Origin of the sequence: Paenibacillus nuruki, assembly GCF_001721045.1 — a bacterium.
Taxonomy (GTDB): Bacteria; Bacillota; Bacilli; order Paenibacillales; family Paenibacillaceae; genus Saccharibacillus; species Saccharibacillus nuruki.
The window spans coordinates 21,291-43,862 of the sequence record NZ_MDER01000002.1; the positions used below are offsets into that span (position 1 = coordinate 21,291).

17 protein-coding genes are annotated in these 22,572 nt (G+C 38.8%); 1 reads left to right on the plus strand and 16 read right to left on the minus strand.

All coding sequences use genetic code 11. The annotated features are described in order from the left end of the window. Window positions 1–165: 165 nt before the first annotated feature. From PTI45_RS00565 to PTI45_RS00595, 7 genes are all read right to left on the minus strand, one after another. Window positions 166–1,836, minus strand: coding sequence for a response regulator (locus PTI45_RS00565; protein WP_069325605.1), 1,671 nt, complete (start codon window positions 1,834–1,836; stop codon window positions 166–168). Between the two features lie 18 nt (window positions 1,837–1,854). Then, window positions 1,855–2,637, minus strand: coding sequence for a CheR family methyltransferase (locus PTI45_RS00570; protein ID WP_241669433.1), 783 nt, complete (start codon window positions 2,635–2,637; stop codon window positions 1,855–1,857). A 213-nt stretch (window positions 2,638–2,850) separates the two neighbouring features. Next, window positions 2,851–6,555, minus strand: a complete 3,705-nt coding sequence (locus tag PTI45_RS00575) for a response regulator (protein ID WP_069325606.1) — start codon at window positions 6,553–6,555, stop codon at window positions 2,851–2,853. Next, entirely contained in the window at window positions 6,552–7,721 is a 1,170-nt protein-coding gene (locus tag PTI45_RS00580) for a PP2C family protein-serine/threonine phosphatase (RefSeq protein WP_069325607.1), read from the minus strand. Before PTI45_RS00580 ends, PTI45_RS00575 begins: the two co-directional genes overlap by 4 nt. A 202-nt stretch (window positions 7,722–7,923) precedes the next feature. After that, window positions 7,924–8,280, minus strand: a complete 357-nt coding sequence (locus tag PTI45_RS00585) for a YflT domain-containing protein (RefSeq protein ID WP_241669431.1) — start codon at window positions 8,278–8,280, stop codon at window positions 7,924–7,926. A 78-nt stretch (window positions 8,281–8,358) separates the two neighbouring features. Next, the gene (locus PTI45_RS00590) at window positions 8,359–8,937 is read right to left on the minus strand and encodes a hypothetical protein (protein WP_069325608.1); all 579 of its coding nucleotides are present in this window, start codon (window positions 8,935–8,937) and stop codon (window positions 8,359–8,361) included. An 88-nt stretch (window positions 8,938–9,025) separates the two neighbouring features. Next, window positions 9,026–9,535: a DUF948 domain-containing protein gene (locus tag PTI45_RS00595; protein ID WP_069325609.1), complete on the minus strand. Its 510-nt coding sequence runs from the start codon at window positions 9,533–9,535 to the stop codon at window positions 9,026–9,028. A 334-nt stretch (window positions 9,536–9,869) separates the two neighbouring features. On the opposite strand from PTI45_RS00595, the gene PTI45_RS23600 reads away from it, so the two are divergent. After that, on the plus strand, window positions 9,870–10,034 hold the full coding sequence (locus PTI45_RS23600; protein WP_083243274.1) for a DUF1328 domain-containing protein: 165 nt from the start codon (window positions 9,870–9,872) through the stop codon (window positions 10,032–10,034). 129 nt (window positions 10,035–10,163) lie between these two features. Here the strand turns inward: PTI45_RS23600 and PTI45_RS00600 are convergent, their stop codons facing one another. From PTI45_RS00600 to PTI45_RS00640, 9 genes are all read right to left on the minus strand, one after another. Then, on the minus strand, window positions 10,164–10,760 hold the full coding sequence (locus tag PTI45_RS00600) for a hypothetical protein (RefSeq protein WP_069325610.1): 597 nt from the start codon (window positions 10,758–10,760) through the stop codon (window positions 10,164–10,166). A 50-nt stretch (window positions 10,761–10,810) separates the two neighbouring features. Beyond that, window positions 10,811–11,686, minus strand: a complete 876-nt coding sequence (locus tag PTI45_RS00605; RefSeq protein WP_069325611.1) for a cation diffusion facilitator family transporter — start codon at window positions 11,684–11,686, stop codon at window positions 10,811–10,813. A gap of 337 nt (window positions 11,687–12,023) precedes the next feature. Further along, a complete protein-coding gene (locus PTI45_RS00610; RefSeq protein ID WP_069325612.1) occupies window positions 12,024–13,649 on the minus strand; it encodes an ABC-F family ATP-binding cassette domain-containing protein in 1,626 nt (541 codons plus the stop codon). A 304-nt stretch (window positions 13,650–13,953) separates the two neighbouring features. Next, window positions 13,954–14,958: an MBL fold metallo-hydrolase gene (locus PTI45_RS00615; RefSeq protein WP_069325613.1), complete on the minus strand. Its 1,005-nt coding sequence runs from the start codon at window positions 14,956–14,958 to the stop codon at window positions 13,954–13,956. A gap of 127 nt (window positions 14,959–15,085) precedes the next feature. After that, window positions 15,086–15,862, minus strand: a complete 777-nt coding sequence (locus PTI45_RS00620) for an ABC transporter ATP-binding protein (protein ID WP_069325614.1) — start codon at window positions 15,860–15,862, stop codon at window positions 15,086–15,088. Further along, complete coding sequence (locus PTI45_RS00625; protein WP_083243275.1) at window positions 15,852–16,910, minus strand: FecCD family ABC transporter permease; 1,059 nt, start codon at window positions 16,908–16,910, stop codon at window positions 15,852–15,854. The genes PTI45_RS00620 and PTI45_RS00625 overlap by 11 nt, the downstream gene beginning before the upstream one ends. 24 nt (window positions 16,911–16,934) lie before the next feature. Further along, window positions 16,935–17,801 (minus strand): heme ABC transporter substrate-binding protein IsdE, encoded by an 867-nt coding sequence (gene isdE, locus PTI45_RS00630; protein ID WP_069325704.1) that lies wholly within the window; start codon window positions 17,799–17,801, stop codon window positions 16,935–16,937. A gap of 121 nt (window positions 17,802–17,922) precedes the next feature. Further along, window positions 17,923–21,891 (minus strand): NEAT domain-containing protein, encoded by a 3,969-nt coding sequence (locus tag PTI45_RS00635; protein WP_083243276.1) that lies wholly within the window; start codon window positions 21,889–21,891, stop codon window positions 17,923–17,925. 102 nt (window positions 21,892–21,993) lie between these two features. Next, window positions 21,994–22,485: an NEAT domain-containing protein gene (locus PTI45_RS00640; RefSeq protein ID WP_069325615.1), complete on the minus strand. Its 492-nt coding sequence runs from the start codon at window positions 22,483–22,485 to the stop codon at window positions 21,994–21,996. Between the last annotated feature and the right edge of the window lie 87 nt (window positions 22,486–22,572).

Sequence of the window (22,572 nt, forward strand, 5' to 3'; positions counted from 1 at the left end):
AATAACCCAACTGTAAAACTTCTGAAACATCCGAAACAGAAGATAATATTACCCTATTTTTGTTGTTTAAACAAATATATTGTCCAGAAAATAATTTTATCTCTTGTTATCCGTATTAAAGGCAGGAAATAAAATTTATTTTCTTATTTTAAAGAAACCATTTATTTAAAAAACATTTTTTTTCGTTTCATAGTTACGATGATTAATTGAGTAATGTTCTAACATATTTTTAACGCTAGCCATTTTGACAGGCTTGCTAATGTAGTCGTCCATGCCTGCTGCAAAACAGCGTCCTTTGATTCCTTCCATCACATCGGCAGTCATCGCAATAATAACCGGATTCTCATCTTTTTGCAGATTACGAATCATTTTGGTTGCTTCTAGACCATCAATATTAGGCATCTGAACGTCCATAAAAATATAATCATATTGATGAACCGAAGCCATTCGAATCGCTTCTTCACCATCATCTGCCATATCCGGACTATATCCCAATCGATTCAGCATACTTACCATTAATTTCTGATTGATTGGATGATCATCCACGACCAGAATATTAGGAGCTTCAGTACTACGATTAGACCATAATTGATCTGCACGTTCTTCTAACAATCCTAAAGTGGGATCTTCCATAACATATTCACCAGTACAAATGGTAAAAACAAACACAGCTCCAGAACCTTCTTGAAGCGGTGTATTTTCGAGTCTGATTTCTCCATCCATCATCTGCACTAGATTTTTGCAAATGGCTAATCCTAGTCCTGTTCCACCATACTTACGGGTCATCGACGAATCTAATTGTGAAAAAGGTTGGAATAATTGTTCACGCTTTTCTTCAGCGATGCCAATCCCTGTATCTTTTACTTTAAATTCAAGTTCCAATCGTTCAGCAAGCTTGTCTTTGATCGTCACTTCCAAGTACACACCACCTTGCTCAGTGAACTTAATCGCATTGGCGGTTAAGTTGATCAACACTTGGCGTAAGCGAGCCATATCTCCATATAGATACGTTGGAACATCTTCTGTTATTGAATACATAAGTTCTAGATTTTTTTTGCCTGCATCGACAGAAAACAGACTGAACACTTCGGAAATACATGCTTCCAGCGAAAATGGATGTTCTTCCAATTCCATTTTTCCAGATTCCATTTTGGTAAAATCAAGAATATCGTTGATCACCATAACAAGTGTGTCTGCACTACTACGTATGATCGAAGCATATTCTTTCTGCTCTTCTTGCAATTCTGTATCCATAAGCAGATCAATCATGCCAATCACACCATTCATCGGTGTCCGAATTTCATGGCTCATCATCGCTAAAAATTCAGTTTTGGCTTTGGCTGCAATTTCTGCTGCTTCTTTTGCCACCGTTAGTTCTTGATTGATTTTCTCCAGTTCTAATGTTTTCTGTTGTAACAACATCGACTGTGTTTTGTGACGCTTATTGGTCAAATACATACTGACAAATCCTTCAATTTTCGACTTGAGGATTTGTGGAATAAATGGTTTGACCATATAATCAATCGCACCCGCAGAATAGCCTGCGAATAAGTGCTCCGATTCTTTACTATTTGCCGATATAAAAATAATTGGAATTTCTTTAGTTTTCTCGCGCGCTTTGATGAGTTTTGCCGTTTCAATCCCGTCCATCCCTGGCATTTGTACATCTAGTACAATCACAGCAAACTCATCTTTGAGCAGACAGCGTAATGCTTCTTCTCCAGATGTTGCTTTAATCAGATTATAACGTTCACTCTCAAGAACGGCTTCCAGAGCGAGCAAATTTTCTGGTCGATCATCTACCAATAAGATATGAATCGGTTCATGAAACCTCATGGAATCCCCCTACAATCTCTAATTAATTTTCCGATATACTTTCTCTACGCGATCCAATAACTCATAACTATCACTGTACTCTGTAAATTGCATAGATTCTTTAGAACCTAAGACTAGGATTCCAAAACGACTCAAACTTTCGTGAAACAATCCGTGAACTTGATCACGTAATTCGTCGTTAAAATATATCATTACATTCCGGCAAAGGATGACATTGAATTCATTAAACGAACGATCTGTCGCTAAATTATGCTCAGCAAAGATCATATTTTTACGTAAAAAAGGTTGAAAGATCACAGAACTATACTTCGCTGTATAATATTCAGAAAACGAACGCTTCCCGCCCGCTTCTAGATAATTTTTAGTGTAGAGTTGCATACGTTCTATTCCAAATACGCCTTCACGTGCTTGTTGCAACGAGCGATTGTTCATATCTGTTGCATAGATTCTGGCTTTATCTAGCAAACCTTCCTCATGTAATAAGATTGCCATCGAATATACTTCTTCCCCTGTAGAACATCCAGCATGCCATATCCGAATATACGGATAAGTTCGCAATAAAGGAACCACTTTTTCACGGAACATACGAAAAAGAGAAGGATCACGGAACATTTCAGTGACAGGTATCGATAAATTTTGGACTAAACGTTCAAAACAAGCTCGATCATGCAGTACCTTTTCCTGAAGAGCCGAGATCGATTTAAGATTCTCGGCATGTACATGATGCCAGATGCGTCTCGTTAGCGAAGCTCTAGCATAATTACGAAAATCATATCCATACAGACGATGTACTCCATCCATCAGTAAATCAACTTCAATATTTTCGCGTTCTGCTAGATTATTGACAATCAATTCATCCGCTTGGGGCGGTTCGGATTGGCTTGCTAATTGGTCACGTTTTGTTGATGTCATTATATTCAGCCCCGATTCAAATTACTTTTATAGGTTGAAGCTCTTTAAGGTATAGTCATTTATAAAATTCGAGTATTAATATCCATTACCCAAATTATTCACTTACGAATACAACCATACACGCATTAATGATAAAAGTTGATCGGTTTGAATTGGTTTTTTCACATAGTCAGAAGCGCCTGCTTCAATACACTTCGCACGATCATCTTTCATAGCTTTGGCAGTCAATGCGATAATCGGCAATTTCTCATAAGCTGGAATCTGACGAATAATACGCATTGCTTCATAACCATCCATCTCAGGCATCATCATATCCATTAATACTAGATCGAAATCTTCATGTTGTAAAATGTCGATGGCTTCTTTTCCATTTTCTGCAAATGTTACATCCATACGATAGCCTTCAAGCACACTGGATAAAGCAAATACGTTACGGACATCATCATCAACCAATAGAATTCGCTTGCCTTCAAATAACGTTTCTTTATTATGAAGTTTTTGCAAAATACGACGTTTGTCTTCTGGCAAATCTGCTTCGACGCGATGTAAGAATAATGTAGTCTCATCCAGCAAACGCTCTGGAGATTTCACATCTTTGATAATAATCGATTCTGCATATTTGCGTAATTGTGTCTCTTCTTTATTATCGAGTTCTTTACCTGTATAAATAATAATCGGCAGATCACTTAATTGTTGATCATCTCGAATACGATCTAATAATTCAAACCCTGTCATATCCGTAAGCATCAGATCAAGCACCATACAATCATAACGTTTGCTTCGCAGCTCATGTAATGCTTCTACACCTGTGGATACTGCGGTGATCGCTACATCGTCATGACCGATTAATTCAATAATCGATTTACGCTGATTCTCGTCATCTTCAACAATCAATAACTGCTTAAGACTTTGTGACGTATACGATTCTAGATGTGAAAATGCTTGTTCTAGCGATTCTTTACTGGATGGTTTTTTGAGATAAGCGATAGCCCCCATCATCAGTCCTTGTTTGACATCATCGACAACAGAAATCACATGAACAGGAATATGGCGAGTATGTGCATTGCTTTTCAGTTCACTCAAAATAGACCAGCCATCCATCACAGGAAGCTGAATATCAAGAATAATCGCATCCGGTATATACGTTTTAGCCATATGCATACCGGTATCTCCTTGCATAGCTACCAATGCTTTAAATCCACGACCACGAGCCATTTCTAACAAGATTTTAGCAAAGTTTACGTCATCTTCTATAATTAAAATGACCTTATCATTTTTGTTCAATTGATCTCGATCATCTGCCAAAGGCTGTGGAATAATCATTTTTTCGTCATTACTATCTTTTTTGTAAGCCGGGAAATCGGATGAATGACGAAGAACTTGCTCTGAGAAGTCAGCTGGCATATACATTTCATTATTGGAGTAATGGTTGTTAGATTCTTCTGATTGCGCTACTTGTTCATCACTCAAAGCATCTTGTCTAGGCAAATAAAGAGTAAACGCACTGCCTCGATTTTCTTCTGATTGTAGTCCGATTCCTCCACCTAAAAGGCGAGACAACTCACGACTAATTGATAGACCCAGTCCTGTACCTCCATATTTACGACTGGTGGTACCATCGACTTGTTGGAACGCTTCAAAAATAATATCCTGCTTATCTGCCGGAATCCCTATACCACTATCTTCCACTGTAATCGCAATATAATCTTGCTTACGATTGAGATAAGGAGGCACTTGATCGATAGATGGAAGCTCAATATTGACATTGATATAACCTGTATCTGTAAATTTAAATGCATTGGATAACATATTCCGTAGAATTTGCTTCACTCGGTGATCATCGGTCACTACTGCTTCTGGTACTTGATCGCCTATATTGATATTGAGATCTATTCCTTTTTGGATAGCTACTGGAGCAAAGTTCATATTGACAAACGTTTCAATAGATTTCATCGGAACAGCTTCCAGATTAATATCCATTTTGCCTGCATCGACTTTGGATAAATCTAGAATCTCATCAATCATTTTCAGCAAGTCTGCACCAGACATATAGATTGTACTTGCATACTCTACTTGTTTCTCTGTCAAATTACCGTTTTTATTTTCAGTTAGTAATTGAGATAGAATCAATAGACTATTTAGCGGTGTCCGTAATTCATGAGACATATTCGCAAGGAATTCTGATTTGTATTTACTTGTGACTGATAATTGCATCGCTTGTTGCTCTAATTGATGACGGCTTTGTTCAATTTCTTGATTCTGTTCTTCTACTTGTTGAACTTGTTCTTGCAGTTCGCGTGTCTTCGCAATCAGTTCATTGTTAAAGTGTTCTAACTCTTCTTGCTGACGTTGCAACAAATCTTCTGAGCGTTTGAGTTCTTCTGTCTGCTCTTCTAGATTTTCGTTAGAACGTTTAAGTTCTTCTTGTTGCATCTGTAGTTCTTCTGATTGACTTTGCAATTCTTCAGTCATCGTTTGCGATTCACGTAACAATTCTTCAATATGCAAACGACGATTAATATTGTTAAGGATTACACCTAAGTTGTGCGTTAAAAGAGCTAATAATTGTTTTTGCAATGATGTAAACGTACCTAATGAAGCTAGCTCAATAACCCCTAATAATTCATCATCAAATAAAATAGGATAGATCATTAGACTTTGAGGTTTATGTTGTCCTGTTGCAGAATGAATCGAAATATAATCATCAGGAACTTCATCCAAAATGATTGGATGTTGATCGGATGCACACTGTCCTGCTAGACCTTCGCCTAATACCAGTGAATGCTTCGCTTTTAACATGCCTTCGCCTGCATAGGAAGCTTGTAAAGTTAGAGAGTTAGGATTATTAAGCGGTCGTACATAAAGGGCTCCAAAATGAGCACCAAGCGTTGGAGAGAATTCATTAATAAACGTTTGGGCACTTTGTTCTAGTGTGCTCACACCACGTAATAATTCAGTAATACGTGCACTGTTGGAATTCAACCAAGATTGATCTTGCTGTGCTTGTTGATAACGATGTTCTGCTTCTCGTTGTTGTTCCAAATCTTCTGCCATTTCTTGAAAAACACGGGCTACATCGCCTATCTCATCTTTGGATTGCACTTTGATCCGGCTAATTGCACGTAAACGTCCTTCTGAAAAGCCATTGATCATTAAGGAAACGGTTCCTAGACCTTTGCTAATACTCGGAATAATCCACATCATAATGAGTAGACTCAACAAAATGCCACCCAACATAACATAGGTGGTGGTCTGAATAGAGCTTTGATACGCTTCATTCGCATTTTTGATTTCTTGATCAATCGCTAGATCTTGATAATCAGCTAATTCATTCGCTAAAGCTCCCAAATTATTTTGCGCAGCGAGTCCTGTGCCTGTACGATAATTGTTTGCTTGAGCAATCTGATTATCTGCTAATAAATTCAACACTTGATCTCCATAAGCATCAAAATCGGTCCATGCATCAGCTACTTCATTTACCATCTGTTTTTCTTCTAACGTCTGTGCACTTTCTTGTAATAAATTCACATTCTTCTGTGCATCATCACTTAACTTTTGAACAGTGGCACGACTTTCGGCTACCGATTCAGAGGAAGCGCTCAATAGCTGGTTCGCTAGTGCTTTGGCTATACTGTTCATATCTCCACGCAAGCTGGTAGAATACCTCACTTTGAGATAACGATCTTGGTATACTTTATCTAGCTGTTCATTCATGTAGTTCATTCGATCATAACTGATAAAAGCCAGCGTCATCATTAACATAATGATAACGCTGAATCCTATAACCAGCTTGGTTCTAATTTTCATCCAATGTCCGCTCCTTCACTCAATGAAATCCATACTAAACATTTATCATCATCACGTTCTTGTGAAGATATTTCGTCAAAAAATACTTTTTCGATCTGTTGGGTATTAATATGATGACTGGATTTCAATTCATTGATCAAGAACTCTAACTGTACATCTTGATCTCCTTCAACCATTTCAAGTAAGCCATCTGTGTAGAGAACAAGATGAGCATCACCTTCATAAGTGAAGCTTTTGGATTCCGCATCAATACGATCAAACAATCCTACAGGGAATGTCGTGGTAGATAATTTGGTCATCTGACCATCATCATGGAAAAAGAGTCCTGGTGGATGCCCTGCATTAACATAATCAACACGTTTGTATTTGGTATCGACTACTAAATAAATCGCTGTGAAGTAATATTGCACTAACTGATTTTCGATATGCAATTGGTTAAAGCGTCTGTTCAGCTCTTGAATAACTTTTTCAGGTTCTACATAGGTAGTCACTGTATCCTTGAGTACCGAAGCGATAAACATGCAGAACAAAGAAGAAGAAATACCATGTCCCATCATATCCAGTAGAATGACTCCATATCGACCTTCGCCTAATGGATACCATGCATAAAGATCTCCTGCTAATTCAAAAGAAGGCTTATATAAAGCTTCAATCTGAATATTGAGATCTTGAATAGGCACACTTAACACGGCATGTTGCACCTGACTAGCTAATTTCAACTCATCTTGAATACGTTGATCTCGCTCTTTGTGCCAATCTTTCTCATGCTTAAGACGCAAAGCTAAGCGAATTCGCGCAAGCAATTCTACTTTATTGATCGGTTTAGTCACATAATCGACTGCTCCAGCATCTAAAGCTTCTGCTAATTTTTTGGAATCGCCTACAGCAGTAACCATAATAATCGGAATATCACGTAATTCATCATATTGTTGTACAATGCGGCAAGCTTCAATCCCATCCATTTCAGGCATCATCATATCTAAAAGAATGAGATCAATCTCATTTATTTTCGGTTTATTGACAACTCCCTCATCATTGATTCCCAGATGTCCAAACATTTCGCGTGCTGAAGAGGAAGTCGTGATATTGGTATATTTTTCTCTTTTGAGAATTTCACGAATAATAATTACGTTAGTAGGGTTATCATCAACTATTAATATATGCATAATTTCTCCTTGTCGCTTTATTTCAGCTTTTAGACAAACACTGATCTAGCTTCATAAATAAAGTGCAATCTCTATTATAAATCAAATACTGCTTTTCTCCAAAAGGAACCATATCAAAAATTCGTCAAAAAACCTTCAACTCTACTTTGAAAAGTAAAATTGAAGGTTGATCGTTACTTATTTATATTTTGATACCATTTCTTTATGATTTACGATTGGCAATAACAAGCACTTTGCCCAAATCAAGTTCGCTCTCATAGAAATCAGCCTCTTCTTTCGTAAATCCCATCGATGTGATTTTGGAGCGCAATTCGTCTCCACGTGAACGGAAAAAGTTAGCTACAGAATCGAACATTCCTTCTTCTTTCACACCCACTTCTTTGGCATTAGCTGTTTCAGCAATTTTTTCAGTAATATCTTTTTTATGGGCCAGTACGTAAATTTCTTCAAAGCTATATCCTGTTTTTTGTAAGTTTTTAGCTTCTTCTACAGCCTGTACACCATTTTCAACTACTTTGGCATAAGCTTTGGAATTTGTTGAATTTGTAGAACTCATCATTCGCCACTCTCCTCAGTATACTTATGATTGAATAGTATTAACCTTACTGAACATCAAATGAAACATACAAACAAGTACTTATTCCGAAGTTGCATCAAATATATCTACGCTACGAAGAGCGCCTGTTTGCGAATCCGTGAACACTTTAAGAGCAGATAATCCATTGGTATAACCTTCTCCATCTTCCGCTGAAAAGTCAGGCTTGCCCAGTGCTTTTCTGATTTCGTCTCTACCTAGCGTTATCTTCTGACCATCCAGTGTGATTGTACCGACTTTGGCTGGCACACTGATATAAGTGATCCACTGATCTTGAAAACCAATATTTACATCTTGATATTGATATTCTTGATCGCCTAACTCATTTTCAACAATATGGAATGGTTTTCCTTTGATTCGCAGCACATCTTCTCTAGTATCTGCCAAAGAAATTCCATTCAACCGGCTATATTGTTCATCATAAACAGAGTCAGTCGTTGAATACACCGCAGTCGAAGCTGTTAACTTAGGTGTTGCTACTTCAGTATGAAATACTGGTGTTGCTTCGTAATCAGCAGATTGTACAGTTGTAACTGCCTGTACTGGAGTAGCATCGGATACTTGAGCAGAACCGGAGTAAGGGGACAATATTCCAGCAAGTAACATCATGAGAGTAATCATCGTCTCACCCTTTCTTACGGTATAAACTCTTGATACATATTTAGTGGTTATACCTTAATTATTATCTGTCAACGTGTCTGAATGTGGTTTATTTACGGTATCTTTGCCATACAGTAGCCGCTGTATCTACCCATTTCATCCAGTTGGTAGCATTTGCGTGGCTATATGTAGCTGAGTATGACTGCAATGTACGTTGTTGCGGTGTAGAAGCAGTCGCTTTATTGTTGACACCTGTTGGATTAGAAGCAACCGGCTTCGGTTTACTTTCACCAATATGTTTAACTTTCTCGATCACTCGTAAAGACAAGTCTTTTGAAGATAAAGTTACATCGTTTAAGATTTCACCCAAGTTTTTAACAGTTTCCATTAACGGATCAACTTGTTTTAACTTGTGCTCTACATCAACTGTAATATCATTAACGTTACGAATCGTTTGTTTCACTTCATACGTTAATTCCTCAATTGTTTTTTGTACGTCTACCAAAGTAGAAGATACATTGTCTAACGATTTTGCAGCAGATTGAAGCACTTTAATAAGGAAAATAACGAGTGCTACAAATGCTAATGCGATAACGGCTACACTAATTTCAATAATCATGGCATTCCCTCTCTTTTCTTCTCAATATGATTTGGTGTTACAAGGTGTTCTGGTAAAAATAGTATCTGTCAACATTTCAAGATGTTACTCAATAACTACCCCTCAGTTTTACCACCGAAACATGAGAGCGTTATGAGCATCAAGATACGATTGCTTAAACAATGTAAATTGTTTCAAGCTAAAGTTTGTCGGTTAAGATACAACTACCAACGACATCACAACATTGAGTCATCTCAGAGTAAACATACATATATACTCGATGGACGTCGTCTTACGATTTATTTAAATCGTTATTTTATTATACTTAATATTTGAAAAGGAATGGTGATTACTTATGTTGAAATGGTCCGTTATCTTACTTATCATCGCATTAGTAGCAGGTATTTTCGGATTCTTCGGAATTGTTGAAGCTGCTGCTTCTATTGCTAAAGTGTTGTTCTTTATCTTCTTGGTATTGTTCGTGATCAGCTTGTTCACAGGCAGAAAACGAAGCTTCTAACATCATTGTAGAGGCTTAACTGAATACGATGATGTACCAAAAAACGCTTATCTCCTAGAGAGATAAGCGTTTTTTTATCTTTTATCCAAACTATATTCTGTATACCTTATATGTAAGTGCCCGTAGCGATTATCGCAGTAATAACTTGGGCAGACTCAGCAAGTTTAACTTGAATGATACTTGAATATGATCTTGTGCAAATTCCATTTGATTCACATTGACGATAGCTGGGAAGTATTTGGTCAATGATATGGTAATCGGTTTGATCCAAGCTCCACTAAAATCTCCATGTCGAACATGAGTGGCTTGATGATCTAGAACTAAGCGATTTTCTTCACGTTTGATATGAAAGTCTAGTAAGGCTCCAAAAGGAATTCCCCAATATGTCCCTCTTAGATCAGCAGTGACGTTCTGGTTATGCAATGTAAATTGTGCACCGGTCAGTTTGAGTCCCAAAGGAAATTCATGTTGGCGATCTAGCAATTCTTGCTTTGCCAATTGATTGAATTCATCTTGTGAAATAGTGGTTTCTAGCTTTTTCGTTTCGACCATACTGATGATTTTGGCTGTGGTATCTACATCCGTATACTCCAAATTCAATGGACGCTCAGGTGCCGCAATCCAGTATAACGTTCCTGCTCCAATGATTAGTAATGCTATAATTCCACTTAATATGCAAATGATCCACAAACGGATACGAACCGCTTTAGAACGTGTAATGGACATATAAGCTGCCCCTTTATCCAATATAATGGTGTAATTCTGGTAGGATGTATTTATTTTATATTTTTGGGTTCCACATGAACATGAACATAGCGAATATTATGAACCTGTTCCATTTTGGCTTCAATTTCATCGGTAATATCATGACTTTCAATAATGGTTAAGTCCGGTTGTACCTCAATAACGACATCAAGCAACGTCTGACTTCCATTTACACGAGCTTTGATATCTTTGATATGTTCTACCCCGTCGATTGATTCAATCGTTTGACGTAAACCGGGCAATTCTTTTTCATCAAAGCCATCTGTTAAACGGTGCATCGATTCACTTAGAATTTCCCATGCTGTTTTGCAAATAATCAATCCTACTGCCAGAGCAGCCACAATATCTAACCACGGCATCCCAAATTGAGACCCAATAATTCCTACTGCTGCTCCTATACTAACCAGAGCATCGGATAGATTGTCTTTAGCCGCCGCTTTGAGCGCTTGACTGCCTGTCTGCCGGGAAAGCTTGATATTATAACGATACACAAAATACATCACTACAGCACATAGTACAGCGACTCCTGCTGTCCATAATGCAGGGGATTCTTCTCGACCTGCAAATAAAGATTGTACTCCATCTACTAACACCTGCACTCCAACCATCGCCATAATAAATGAAGCGATCAGCGCGGCTACTGTCTCTGCACGAAAATGTCCATACGCATGATCAGAATCAGGCGGTTTTCTCGAAATCTTCAGCCCGATCAATACAGCTAATGAAGCTACAATATCAGTTAAATTGTTAAGACCATCTGCTTTGAGTGCGCTGGATAGAAAAAGATAGCCAATGGTCAATTTGAAAGAGGATAAGATGAGATAACTGATAATGCTAACCCATGCCCCGCGTTCCCCTGCTTTAATATTCTGATATACATCAACCATTTTGTTCCCCCTGCTATAAAAGTAAGCATTTGAAAATGCTGAGATTACACTGATCACAAATTTTACCTAGCTAGCCACAATGAGCGTCCGTTCATCTTATCAAATGAATGTATAGTGGGTCTAGAGAAACGTTGTAGGTTAGATCAAACGTTGTGAGACCAAGCAAATGTTGTATGACTGACGAAATCTTGTAACGATTGTCCAACATTTTTGCCCACAGGAAAAATAAGCCGAATCATTTCGCATCTTTATCTACCTTTGCGAAATCATTCTGCTCTGGACACAAATAAAAAAACGGCTCTCCGTAAAGAGCCGCTGTTTCACTCTAATCTTATATTTACACTTGTACTGGATACATGCGTTCGCGCATTTCTTTAACTTCTTTATTTTCCAAATATTCATCATAGCTCATCATACGATCAATCAGACCTGTTGGTGTGATCTCAATAATACGATTTGCAATCGTTTGGATAAACTGATGGTCATGAGAAGTAAGCATAATCGTACCATCGAAATCAGTCAAACCATTGTTCAATGCTGTAATAGATTCCAAGTCCAAGTGATTGGTAGGCTCGTCTAATAGTAGAACGTTACCGCCCATCAACATCATACGAGATAGCATACAACGTACTTTTTCTCCTCCAGACAAGACGTTTGCTTTTTTAAGCGCTTCGTCGCCTGAGAATAACATACGTCCTAAGAATCCACGTAGGAAAGATTCGTCTGGATCTTTAGAATACTGACGCAACCAGTCTACAAGTGAATCTTCTACGCCATCAAAGTAAGATGAGTTATCATTCGGGAAATACGCTTGAGACGTTGTAATTCCCCATTGGAATGTACCAGCATCTGGCTCGATTTCACCCATTAACAATTGGAATAATGTTGTTTTTGGCAATCCGTTTGGACCTACCAAAGCAATTTTATCACCTTTGTTTACAGTGAAAGTCAAATTGTCGATGATTTTTTCACCATCGATTGATTTCGTCAAACCGTCAACTAACAATAACTGTTTACCTGCTTCACGTTCACCTTTGAAGTTGATAAATGGATATTTACGGTTCGATGGACGAATATCATCCAAAGTGATTTTATCAAGCATTTTTTTACGAGAAGTCGCTTGTTTGGACTTCGATTTGTTCGCACTAAAGCGCAAGATAAAGGCTTGTAGTTCTTTAACTTTGTCTTCTTTTTTCTTATTCTGTTCACGACCCAATTGTAGCGCAAGCTGACTGGATTCGTACCAGAAGTCATAGTTACCTACATACATTTGGATTTTACCAAAGTCGATATCGGCAATATGTGTACATACAGTATTCAAGAAGTGACGATCATGACTGACTACGATAACAGTACCATCATAATCGGCCAAGAAATTTTCTAACCAGTGAATCGATTCGATATCCAAATGGTTGGTAGGCTCATCCAGTAACAGGATATTCGGATGACCGAACAATGCTTGCGCCAGCAATACGCGAACTTTCTCGTTACCGCCAAGCTCTTTCATTAATTTGGATTGCATTTCAGTGTTGATATCCAGACCGTTTAGCATTTCTGCTGCTTCAGATTCTGCTTCCCAACCGTTCATTTCAGCGAATTCAGCTTCCAATTCGCCTGCACGCATACCATCTTCATCTGTAAAATCAGCTTTGGCATACAATGCATCTTTTTCTTTCATAATATCGTACAGACGCTTGTGACCCATCATTACAGTCTCTAGCACCGGAAATTCATCATACTCAGATTGGTTCTGTTTTAGAATAGCTAAACGTTCGCCCGGTGTAATATGGATTTCGCCTTGGTTAGGCTCAATCTCACCAGAAAGAATTTTTAAAAATGTAGACTTACCTGCACCATTCGCACCGATTAGACCATAGCAGTTACCCGGCGTGAACTTGATATTTACATCTTCAAAAAGCGCGCGCTTACCATAGCGAAGCGTGACACCTGTTGTATTGATCATGTATTCATTACCATCCTTATCGTTAGTGAAGTATTTGTTGTAGAACATGTTGACCTTCATGAAAATAAGCATCGCTGTTTTCATAAAATTGCCGATGGCAATAGTATACCACACAACACCATCTAATCGAACAGCAGTATTGAGGAAACTGGAAAAAAATATGATCAACATTTTGGGATTGGATATATGATTTAAAATATAGAGCAGAGATGAGTTGTGATCTAGCAAAGTAAAAAACCGTTTAACTTTGGGTACGTTAAACGGTTGAATGTGTAGATTTAGCGTATTGAAATAGATCCATGTATCATTTAGTAGTATCAGCATTCCCATGAACGATTAAAGTCTCACCGTGAGCTAGAACACGAATACGCTCTTCAGCAATCTCAAGACGTTGGCGTTCCGCTTCTAAGCGATCCAATGCTTCACGGGCAGTATCGTCAGCAAGGCGGAATGTACCATAGTGCATCGGAATCATCGTCTCTGCATTCACATCGCAAAAGGCGCGAAGCGCTTCTTCAGGAGTGGTATGTTGCGAACTCATAAACCATTCCGGTTCATACGCTCCAATCGGCATCAACGTGATATGAATCTTGTATCGTTTACCAATTTCAGTGAAGCCCGGGAAATAACCGCTATCTCCAGCAAAATAGATCGTTGGTGGTACTTTTTCTTCAGTAGAATGATCTGTTGGGTGTTCTACCTCTTGTAACGTAACAGGATGATGAACAGGTTCGATAATATAACCGCCCCAATGTGATGTGTTGGTATCTAATAAGGTACGCCGACTCCAGTGTTGAGTAGGCACAAAAGTAATATGGATATCGCCTACTTTGAATGTTTCCCACCACTGCATTTCATGACAACGTGCAAATCCTTTACGTTTCATTTTGGCTTTGAGTCCTTGTGGAACAATAATCATCGTCGAACTACGGTAAAGCTGACGAATCGAACTGATATGCATATGATCGTAATGAGCATGAGACAGTAGAATAACATCAATGGGAGGCACATCTACAATCGGGATGCCCGGCTGTCCTATCCTTTTTTGAAAACCCATTCGGCTTGCCCACACCGGATCTGTGACGATATTCAATCCTTCATATTGGATAAAAAAGGTTGAATGCCCTACCCATGTAATCGAAGCATCTTCACGATTATTATGTAAATAATCGATCTCAGGGGGTTGATTAGGAACGATATAAGAATGATCTTTATTTTTGAGTCGTCGTTCTTCACGCCATTGCCGTAATTGCTTAAGCGTCTTATCTGTACTTATATTATCCATATTGTTATAACGAATTTTCGGCATGTGCTACTCACTCTCCTCAACGCTTTTCTTCTTCCATTATTACCCTATTTTCAAAAAAGCGTATCAATCTACGTCTGTTCAGTAATAGATAGAATAGACCAAATAAGTGCATCAGAGAACGATTCTTTTACAAACCTACACCTATCGGAATGAGATGTAATCCTGCTTCAGCATCATGCCGTACAAGCACTTCTACTCCATAGATATCCCGAATAAGATCGTGAGTAATCATATCATCTGGTACTCCGCTGGCTATAATCGCACCTGCTTTCATCGCAATCAGATGATGACTGTAACGAATCGCTTGATTGATATCATGAAGCACCATCACGATCGTCAATTGATGTTCTTTATTCAGGCGATCGATCAATTCCATAATCTCTAACTGATAATACATATCGAGATACGTCGTCGGTTCATCAAGAAAAAGAATGGGCGTCCGTTGCGCAAGTGCCATAGCAATCCAGACCCGTTGCTGTTCTCCACCAGATAATTGATCTAATGTGCTGAATCTTTTTTCGTGTAAATTAGTACAATCTAATGCCCACTCTATCGCTTGCTCATCTTCTGCTTGTAGTGAACTAAATAGTGTACGATGCGGTAATCGACCAAAGCTAACTAATTTTTCGATCGTCAGATCCGTAGGTGCTTCATTTTGCTGATGCACAACCGCTAATTTGCGTGCTAATTCTTTCGGTTTATATTGAGCAATGGTTTTGCCATCTAATATCACCTGTCCAAGACGAGGTACCGCATTATTAGACATCACATGCAGTAAGGTGGACTTGCCGCATCCATTGGGACCGATAATCGTTGTAATTTTCCCTGGCTGAATCTGTGCATTGACTTGATGAAGACGATCAATACGACGATCATATGAAAAAGTAATATCGTTAACGTCCATAGATACGGTCACTCCTTGTAATGAGGAAAATAAGAAAAGGCCCACCAATAACTGCCATAATAATCGAAGCTGGAATTTCATTAGGAGCCAGTACCGTTCTTCCAAGCGTATCAGCAAGCAACAATAATAAAGCTCCTGCGACTGCGGAAAAAGGAATTAGCCACTTATGATCCGATCCAACAAGTTGGCGTGCAATATGAGGAATCAATAATCCGATAAATACAATCACTCCTGCGATTGCAGTAGCTGTAGCCGCCAAAATAACCGCAATCACAGAGATCAACAATCGAGTACGGGTAACATGGAGACCTAGATTTTTGGCTGTTTTTTCTTGTAACGCTAGAAAGTTACACCATGAATACACTAACATGGCAAGAATTAATCCTATTCCACCATATATTAAAATGATCTCTACATCGACCCACTTTTTCATAGCTAATGTTGAAGTGGTGACTTGGTTAATACTGGTGACTGCATAACTTCCTCGATAATTAAAAGATTGCCCCAGCCCTGAAAAAATAGCGTTCACTGCAACACCGATTAAGATCAATCGAATCGGATGCAGTCCCGATTTCCATGAAAACCCGTATACCATTAAGCAAGCCAAAGCCCCGCCAAAAAACGAAAATAAAGGCATCCAAAAATATAAGGTTGGAAATAGAGTCACTGCAATAAGTGAAACTAATGCGGCTCCAGAAGATATGCCAATCACTCCTGAATCGGCTAATGGATTCTTCATCACTGCTTGCAATAATACACCAGCTACGGCTAGTGCTGCGCCTGCCATCATGGCTACAATAATACGAGGCAATCGTAAGTCTCGTACAACATTGACCTGATTATCATTGCCTGTCCATAATCCTTGTATCAGTTGCCATATCCCTACTTTGAGACTGCCCGTCATCGCTGAATACAGAACAACTCCGATCAGTAGCGCACAGACAACTATAAAGCTCCATAGTCGCTTACGATTCTGATGAGTATATGCAGTCTGCTCACTTTTAGAAGAAGATAGATTTGAATATTCTGTAGATGGTTTAGCTATCATTTATAACATCCTTCTTGTCATAGATTAGGAAGAGGGATACATCATTTGCAGTAATTCATCTAATGCTTGAGGAGCGGACAGGCTAGCTGTAGTTCCAAACAAAGGTTCTGGCAGATCATAGACTTGTCCTGTTTTAACCGCATTAAAATGTTTCCAAATATCATTCGTTTTGAAATCTTCATCGAACATTTTTACCACTTCTTCAGGCATCCCATGAGCCGCTCGCAAAATAATATCTGGATTCGACTTTTGCAAATATTCTGTATTGGATGCTAAGTATTCAACACTTTCTCCTTGGACTACATTGGTTCCACCTGCAATCTTCACAAGATCACCGATATACGAGTGTTCAGTAGCCACAAGATAACTTCCCGGCACACCTAGCAAAATCAATACTTTAGGAGAAGGTTTGTCTGCTACAGTCTTTTTCACTTCAGCCACTTTAGCCTTTAAGGTATCTGTGATTTCTTTTGCTTTGGTTGTGCGATCAAATTGTGTTCCCATATTCAAAATTTCATTTTCCATTTTTTCCAAACTTTCAAAATCTAAAAATTCAGCATTCATATTCAAATCTTTGAATTTGGGTTCCAGATCATATTGTAGCGTTGTGACCGACAATACATCTGTAGGTTGTAACGATAATACTTTCTCCATATCAGGGCTCATCGGGTTACCCACATCAGGAATATCTTTATATTGTGGAGGTAATGTCTTGGTACTGGTTGGTTTGCCGACTAATGGAAGATCCAGTGCAGCAGTAATCTCAGTAATAGCTACAGTTGTCGCTACAATCCGTGCAGACGAAGCGGTATTCATAGACGTATCGTTGGTAGCTGTAGATGGCCCTGCTTGAGCGCCTGTCGAACATCCTGCTAATACAAGAACAAGCATCCATAACCAAGCTAAACGTTTCACTTATTTCCCCTCTTTCTATGGTTACTGCCTTAAATGCCTACAAGTCCTGGCACAATTGCGCCAAGACTCACAGACTTTGTTGCTTATCTTTATGAATTTACAGCTCTTTTTTACTGGATAGATCAAATTGGATTTGAACGCTATACCAGTGATCATAAGCCACACCACCGATAACTAAGCCCGGTACAATGACATGGGTGTATGCACTGATTTTTTGAGATAAATCATTCACTTCAAATTGCACCACACGCTGATCACCCGATGTTGAGATCACTTCTACATCTTGCAAAGTGCCATTCTGCTTCACTTGTAGAACAGGCATCCAGCTACTTTTATCCAGTGTAATTTGAGCAAATGTTTTACCGTCTTTTTGGATCAAAGTCGCTTGTTTGTTCACATAGTCATTCATAACGGATAATTCGTTGCTTTGATCTTTGTATACTTTATAAGCTATTTTGTATTTTTGTTCTGTTGGTTCTGCTGGTTGTGTTTCTTGAACAGGTGCGGTTACTGTGGGCTCCATTCCGTTTTCTTTGAGCGTATTGCGATCAAAGAGGATTTGCCCGCCCATTTTCTCATCGTTCAAATAACGATCCGGCATAGACACTTGACTGAAGATACTTAATTTTTGATCCAGATTAGGCACTTCAAATGTAACGGTACGTGCGTTACTTGTTGTTGTATTGGCTACAATCGTTGGATCGGTATATTTTCCTTCAAAATCAGTCTGGAATGTAGGTACAGCCTGACTATTTTCGATTGTAATTGTAGCGTAGACTTTGCCATTTTTTGCAGTCAGATGTGCAGTCTGATCTACATAATCAGCAAGAATCGAATCTTGTTCACTACCATTTTGTAAAATACGATATGGAGCGGTATACTCACCATCTTCGATAGTATTGGTTCCTTTTTCTACTGTGGTTGTCGTCTCGGTTGTATCTTTGGTGACCTTAGCCGTATCAAATTTAAATTCAAAATCATAGACTGTCTCATTGTTACTATCAGTAGGAGTACTTGCTATACTAACTCCACTGTTTGTCACTAACTGTGCAGAAATATTCTTTTTGAAATCTGCTACACTAAAACGCACCGTTTTGGTATTCGCTTGTTCATCTGTTGCTGTCACTTCTGCATCGGTATAGATGCCGTTGTTGCTAACACGTAATGCTTTGACTTCTTTGGCATCTTGAAGAGTTACGACCGCATAACGTTGATCTCCTTCAACCACGAATTGAGCTGGCTGATCTTTGGATATATAACGTTGTACAGGAGATACCTCATCCGAAGATGAGTTAGGTACAAGAACCTGGAATGGCATATTGTACTTCCCGTTGCTTAATTTATCGTAATCAAGCGGGATCAAAGGTGTAGATGTCGCCGAAGCTTTGGGTTCTTCATACGGCCCCAGTGAACCGAATTTGAAATCGACATTGTACGTATGATCGTATACCCCTAAACCTGCAACTTCACCTAATGGAATCACCACATGGGTATTGACTACGATTGTCTCTGACAAGTCTTTAACCGCAAATTGAACAACACGTTGATTGCCACTGGTCGAAATGACTTGTGCATCGCTACCGCCTACTTTAAATGTTTTGATCCAATCGCTTTCTTTTAAAGTAATCTGGACATACAGCTTGCCTGAACGCTTGATCACTGTAGCTGGTTTGAGTGTATATTCATCCATTACGGATAACGTTTTTTCTTTAAACTTATAAGCGGTAAAACCAGCACTATATTTCCCGTCTGCCATTTCATTCGGGTTGGTTGGTACTGTTGGTGTAGTTGGCTCTTCTGGTGTAGTCGGAACCAACGTCATATTAGCAAGATCGAACTTAAGGCGAATCGGATAATCGGCTTCGTATACGGAACCTGCATATGATGTTTTGATATGCACTTGAGCATTCAATGGACGACTCGGATCGGTCACAGGGAATGTAACGACTCTTGTATTTGCTGTTGTGTCTTCGCTGATCACCTCGGTATCCGTCAGTGTGCCATTTTGCTCTGTTTTAAACGTAGTAATCACCGAGCTATCTTTGATCACATTGAGAGATGCCTGATATTTACCATCGACTGCGGTCAACGTGACTTTGGAATCAAAATAACTACCCATTGTCGATACAGCATCTGTGGTGGATTTTAATGTAGACATCGGGATCGTGTAGGTTCCATTGTCGATGACCACAGGTGTTGGTACTATTGGTGTTGTCGGTTCTGGCAATTGAGTACTATCAAATTTGAATTGAATCGTATAGTAATGATCATAATCAGGCACAACTTCAGGTGGGATCACCACATGAGTATAGGCGTTTAACACAGGATTCGTTTTGGATAAATGACTGGCTTCAAATTGAATGACTCTTGTGTTCGCTGCTGAATCAGTCGAAATGACCGTGACATCGGTATAATTCTTGCCACCATTGCCATCGACTTGTAACGATTTGATCCAAGCACTATTTTTCAGTGTGAGCTGGATATACTTTTTCTCACCTTTGGTAATCAATGTAGCTGGTTTTGTCACATATCCATCCATTACCGATATTTCGCTACTGTTATCTTTAAATACTTGATAGTTCAGTGTCGTTGAACTATCCGGTATAGGTGTGATCACTGGGGCAATCTTCGTTGTATCCCATTTGAATCGAATAGGATAATCCGATTCGTATACTGAACCTGCATATGATGTTTTGATATGCACTTTAGCGTTCACTATACTTTCTAGATTAGCGATAGGGAATGTAACTACTCTTGTATTCGCTGTTTTATCTGCACTTACTATACTTGTTTCGGTGAATATTCCATTTTGCTCTGTTTGGAGTGATGTGATCACAGAACTATCTTTGATAATATTCAAAATCACTTCGTACTTACCGTTTTTGGAGACTAATGTAGCCGGACTACCAAAATAATTAGCCATAGAAGACGCATCATCTGTTTTTTCTTTTAGTGTCGCAAAAGTCAGACTGTATTGCCCATCTGCTAACGATAATGGAATCGAAGCTGGGTCAAAGCTCAATTGAACCGTATGCCATTCATCATAAGCACCCATATTCAGAATCGTGCCCGCTGGAATCACCACATGCACTTTGGCATTGATCACAGGATTGGTTTTGGATAATGAATTAGCTGCAAATTGTATCAATCTTGTATTCGTTACTGTGTCTGAAGAAATGAGATCAACATCTGTATAGTTGCTGTCTTTATCTACATCCGTCTGTAAAGCTTGAATCCAATTGCTATTTTTCAACGTCAGTTGAACATATTTTTGGGAGCCATTTGTGATTAGTTTAGCTGGTTTTTGCAAATAGCTATCCATCATCGATGTTGTAGTTGTTCCATCTTTTAATACCGTATATGCAATAGCAGTCTCCGTTCCTGTAGCCGGTTCAACCGGGATCACAGGCGGTGTCTTGTCTATAACTTTCAAAGTGGAAGGATTCAGAGTGAGACGTTCATTGTTAGACATTTCGTTAAATGTGTAGTTAATATTGATTTCTTTGGTTAGATCGTATACGTCAAATGCAACTGTACCTTTCGTTGTACTTCCAGATGCTAATGTGATCTGAGCATCATTAGTTTGCTCATTTTGAGTGGCTTTGAATTGGGTAAATAGATAGGCATTATTACTCTCGAAGGAGAAATGATAATGACCATTGTCTATCGTTAATTGACCCGGATTGGTCGCATTTTCTGAAGATTTGAATACATTGGATGCTACTACTTTTCCAGAAGCATTCGTACGCATCACTTGATATGCAATCGTATATTCGCCATCTGCATACGTATCATAGGTAGCAGACGTCACTGAAGGATCATGAGATTGTACAGTAAATAATGGTTTTGCTGTTTCTGTTGTAGGGGTTGTTGCCTGAGTTGTAGTCGTGGACGTTGTGTCTGAAGAAGAATACGTATCGCCAGTTACACTTGATCCTGTTGCACTGCTTGATGATGAAGAATCTGTCTCTTCTGCAAATACAGCTGATAACGTCGGAGATACCAACGATAACATCATCAAGAATACCGTACACACGATCAAATAAGTTCTAAATTGCCTTTTCAATGTATATGATCCCCCTGTTAATAAAATAGACTTCTCTGGAACAAGATTGTCCCAGAGAAGCAATATCCTTTTTTTCTATACATGATTCGTTAAAATGAATACTTATACGCTATCTTCATCAAACAAGTATTGAACGGTATACGTATGGTCATACGCAACACCTGCAACAGATGCTGGAACGACGACATGAATTTGTGCGTTCAATTTAGTAGATAAATTGCTCACCGGGAATTCAAATGTTTTGGTATCGCCACTTGTTGTTGTCGTAGCTTCAACATACGTACCATTTTGCTGTGTTTTGAACGATTTGATCCAGTCTTTGTGCTTCAATGTGACTTTGACTTTAGCTACGCCATTTTTGACAATCAAAGTCGCTGGTTTGACAGAGTATTCACCATTATCCATATAAGAAGCATTGTTCGTTCCATCCGCATATACGGTGTAATCAATACCATACGTACCATCTGGAATCGCTGCATGTGCCGATTTAGCAGATAACGGAGCTAGTACTGCGAATACTAGAGCTACCATCATTACCATCGTGATTACTTTTTTCAAAGAAAACTTCTCGACTGTATTTATCATCATATTCATAGTTCCATCCTCTTTTCTATCCATAATGTGGTGTGAAAATAAATCTATATTTCGAACTATTCATGTTCATCTATACTTATCTACTGC

What these genes read in the sequence shown, in the direction of transcription:
- PTI45_RS00565 (WP_069325605.1), bottom strand. Translation starts at nt 1,836, where the DNA reads ATGAGGTTTCATGAACCGATTCATATCTTATTGGTAGATGATCGACCA.
- PTI45_RS00570 (WP_241669433.1), bottom strand. Translation starts at nt 2,637, where the DNA reads ATGGATGGAGTACATCGTCTGTATGGATATGATTTTCGTAATTATGCT.
- PTI45_RS00575 (WP_069325606.1), bottom strand. Translation starts at nt 6,555, where the DNA reads ATGAAAATTAGAACCAAGCTGGTTATAGGATTCAGCGTTATCATTATG.
- PTI45_RS00580 (WP_069325607.1), bottom strand. Translation starts at nt 7,721, where the DNA reads ATGCATATATTAATAGTTGATGATAACCCTACTAACGTAATTATTATT.
- PTI45_RS00585 (WP_241669431.1), bottom strand. Translation starts at nt 8,280, where the DNA reads ATGATGAGTTCTACAAATTCAACAAATTCCAAAGCTTATGCCAAAGTA.
- PTI45_RS00590 (WP_069325608.1), bottom strand. Translation starts at nt 8,937, where the DNA reads ATGATTACTCTCATGATGTTACTTGCTGGAATATTGTCCCCTTACTCC.
- PTI45_RS00595 (WP_069325609.1), bottom strand. Translation starts at nt 9,535, where the DNA reads ATGATTATTGAAATTAGTGTAGCCGTTATCGCATTAGCATTTGTAGCA.
- PTI45_RS23600 (WP_083243274.1), top strand. Translation starts at nt 9,870, where the DNA reads ATGTTGAAATGGTCCGTTATCTTACTTATCATCGCATTAGTAGCAGGT.
- PTI45_RS00600 (WP_069325610.1), bottom strand. Translation starts at nt 10,760, where the DNA reads ATGTCCATTACACGTTCTAAAGCGGTTCGTATCCGTTTGTGGATCATT.
- PTI45_RS00605 (WP_069325611.1), bottom strand. Translation starts at nt 11,686, where the DNA reads ATGGTTGATGTATATCAGAATATTAAAGCAGGGGAACGCGGGGCATGG.
- PTI45_RS00610 (WP_069325612.1), bottom strand. Translation starts at nt 13,649, where the DNA reads ATGATCAATACAACAGGTGTCACGCTTCGCTATGGTAAGCGCGCGCTT.
- PTI45_RS00615 (WP_069325613.1), bottom strand. Translation starts at nt 14,958, where the DNA reads ATGCCGAAAATTCGTTATAACAATATGGATAATATAAGTACAGATAAG.
- PTI45_RS00620 (WP_069325614.1), bottom strand. Translation starts at nt 15,862, where the DNA reads ATGGACGTTAACGATATTACTTTTTCATATGATCGTCGTATTGATCGT.
- PTI45_RS00625 (WP_083243275.1), bottom strand. Translation starts at nt 16,910, where the DNA reads ATGATAGCTAAACCATCTACAGAATATTCAAATCTATCTTCTTCTAAA.
- isdE (WP_069325704.1), bottom strand. Translation starts at nt 17,801, where the DNA reads ATGCTTGTTCTTGTATTAGCAGGATGTTCGACAGGCGCTCAAGCAGGG.
- PTI45_RS00640 (WP_069325615.1), bottom strand. Translation starts at nt 22,485, where the DNA reads ATGAATATGATGATAAATACAGTCGAGAAGTTTTCTTTGAAAAAAGTA.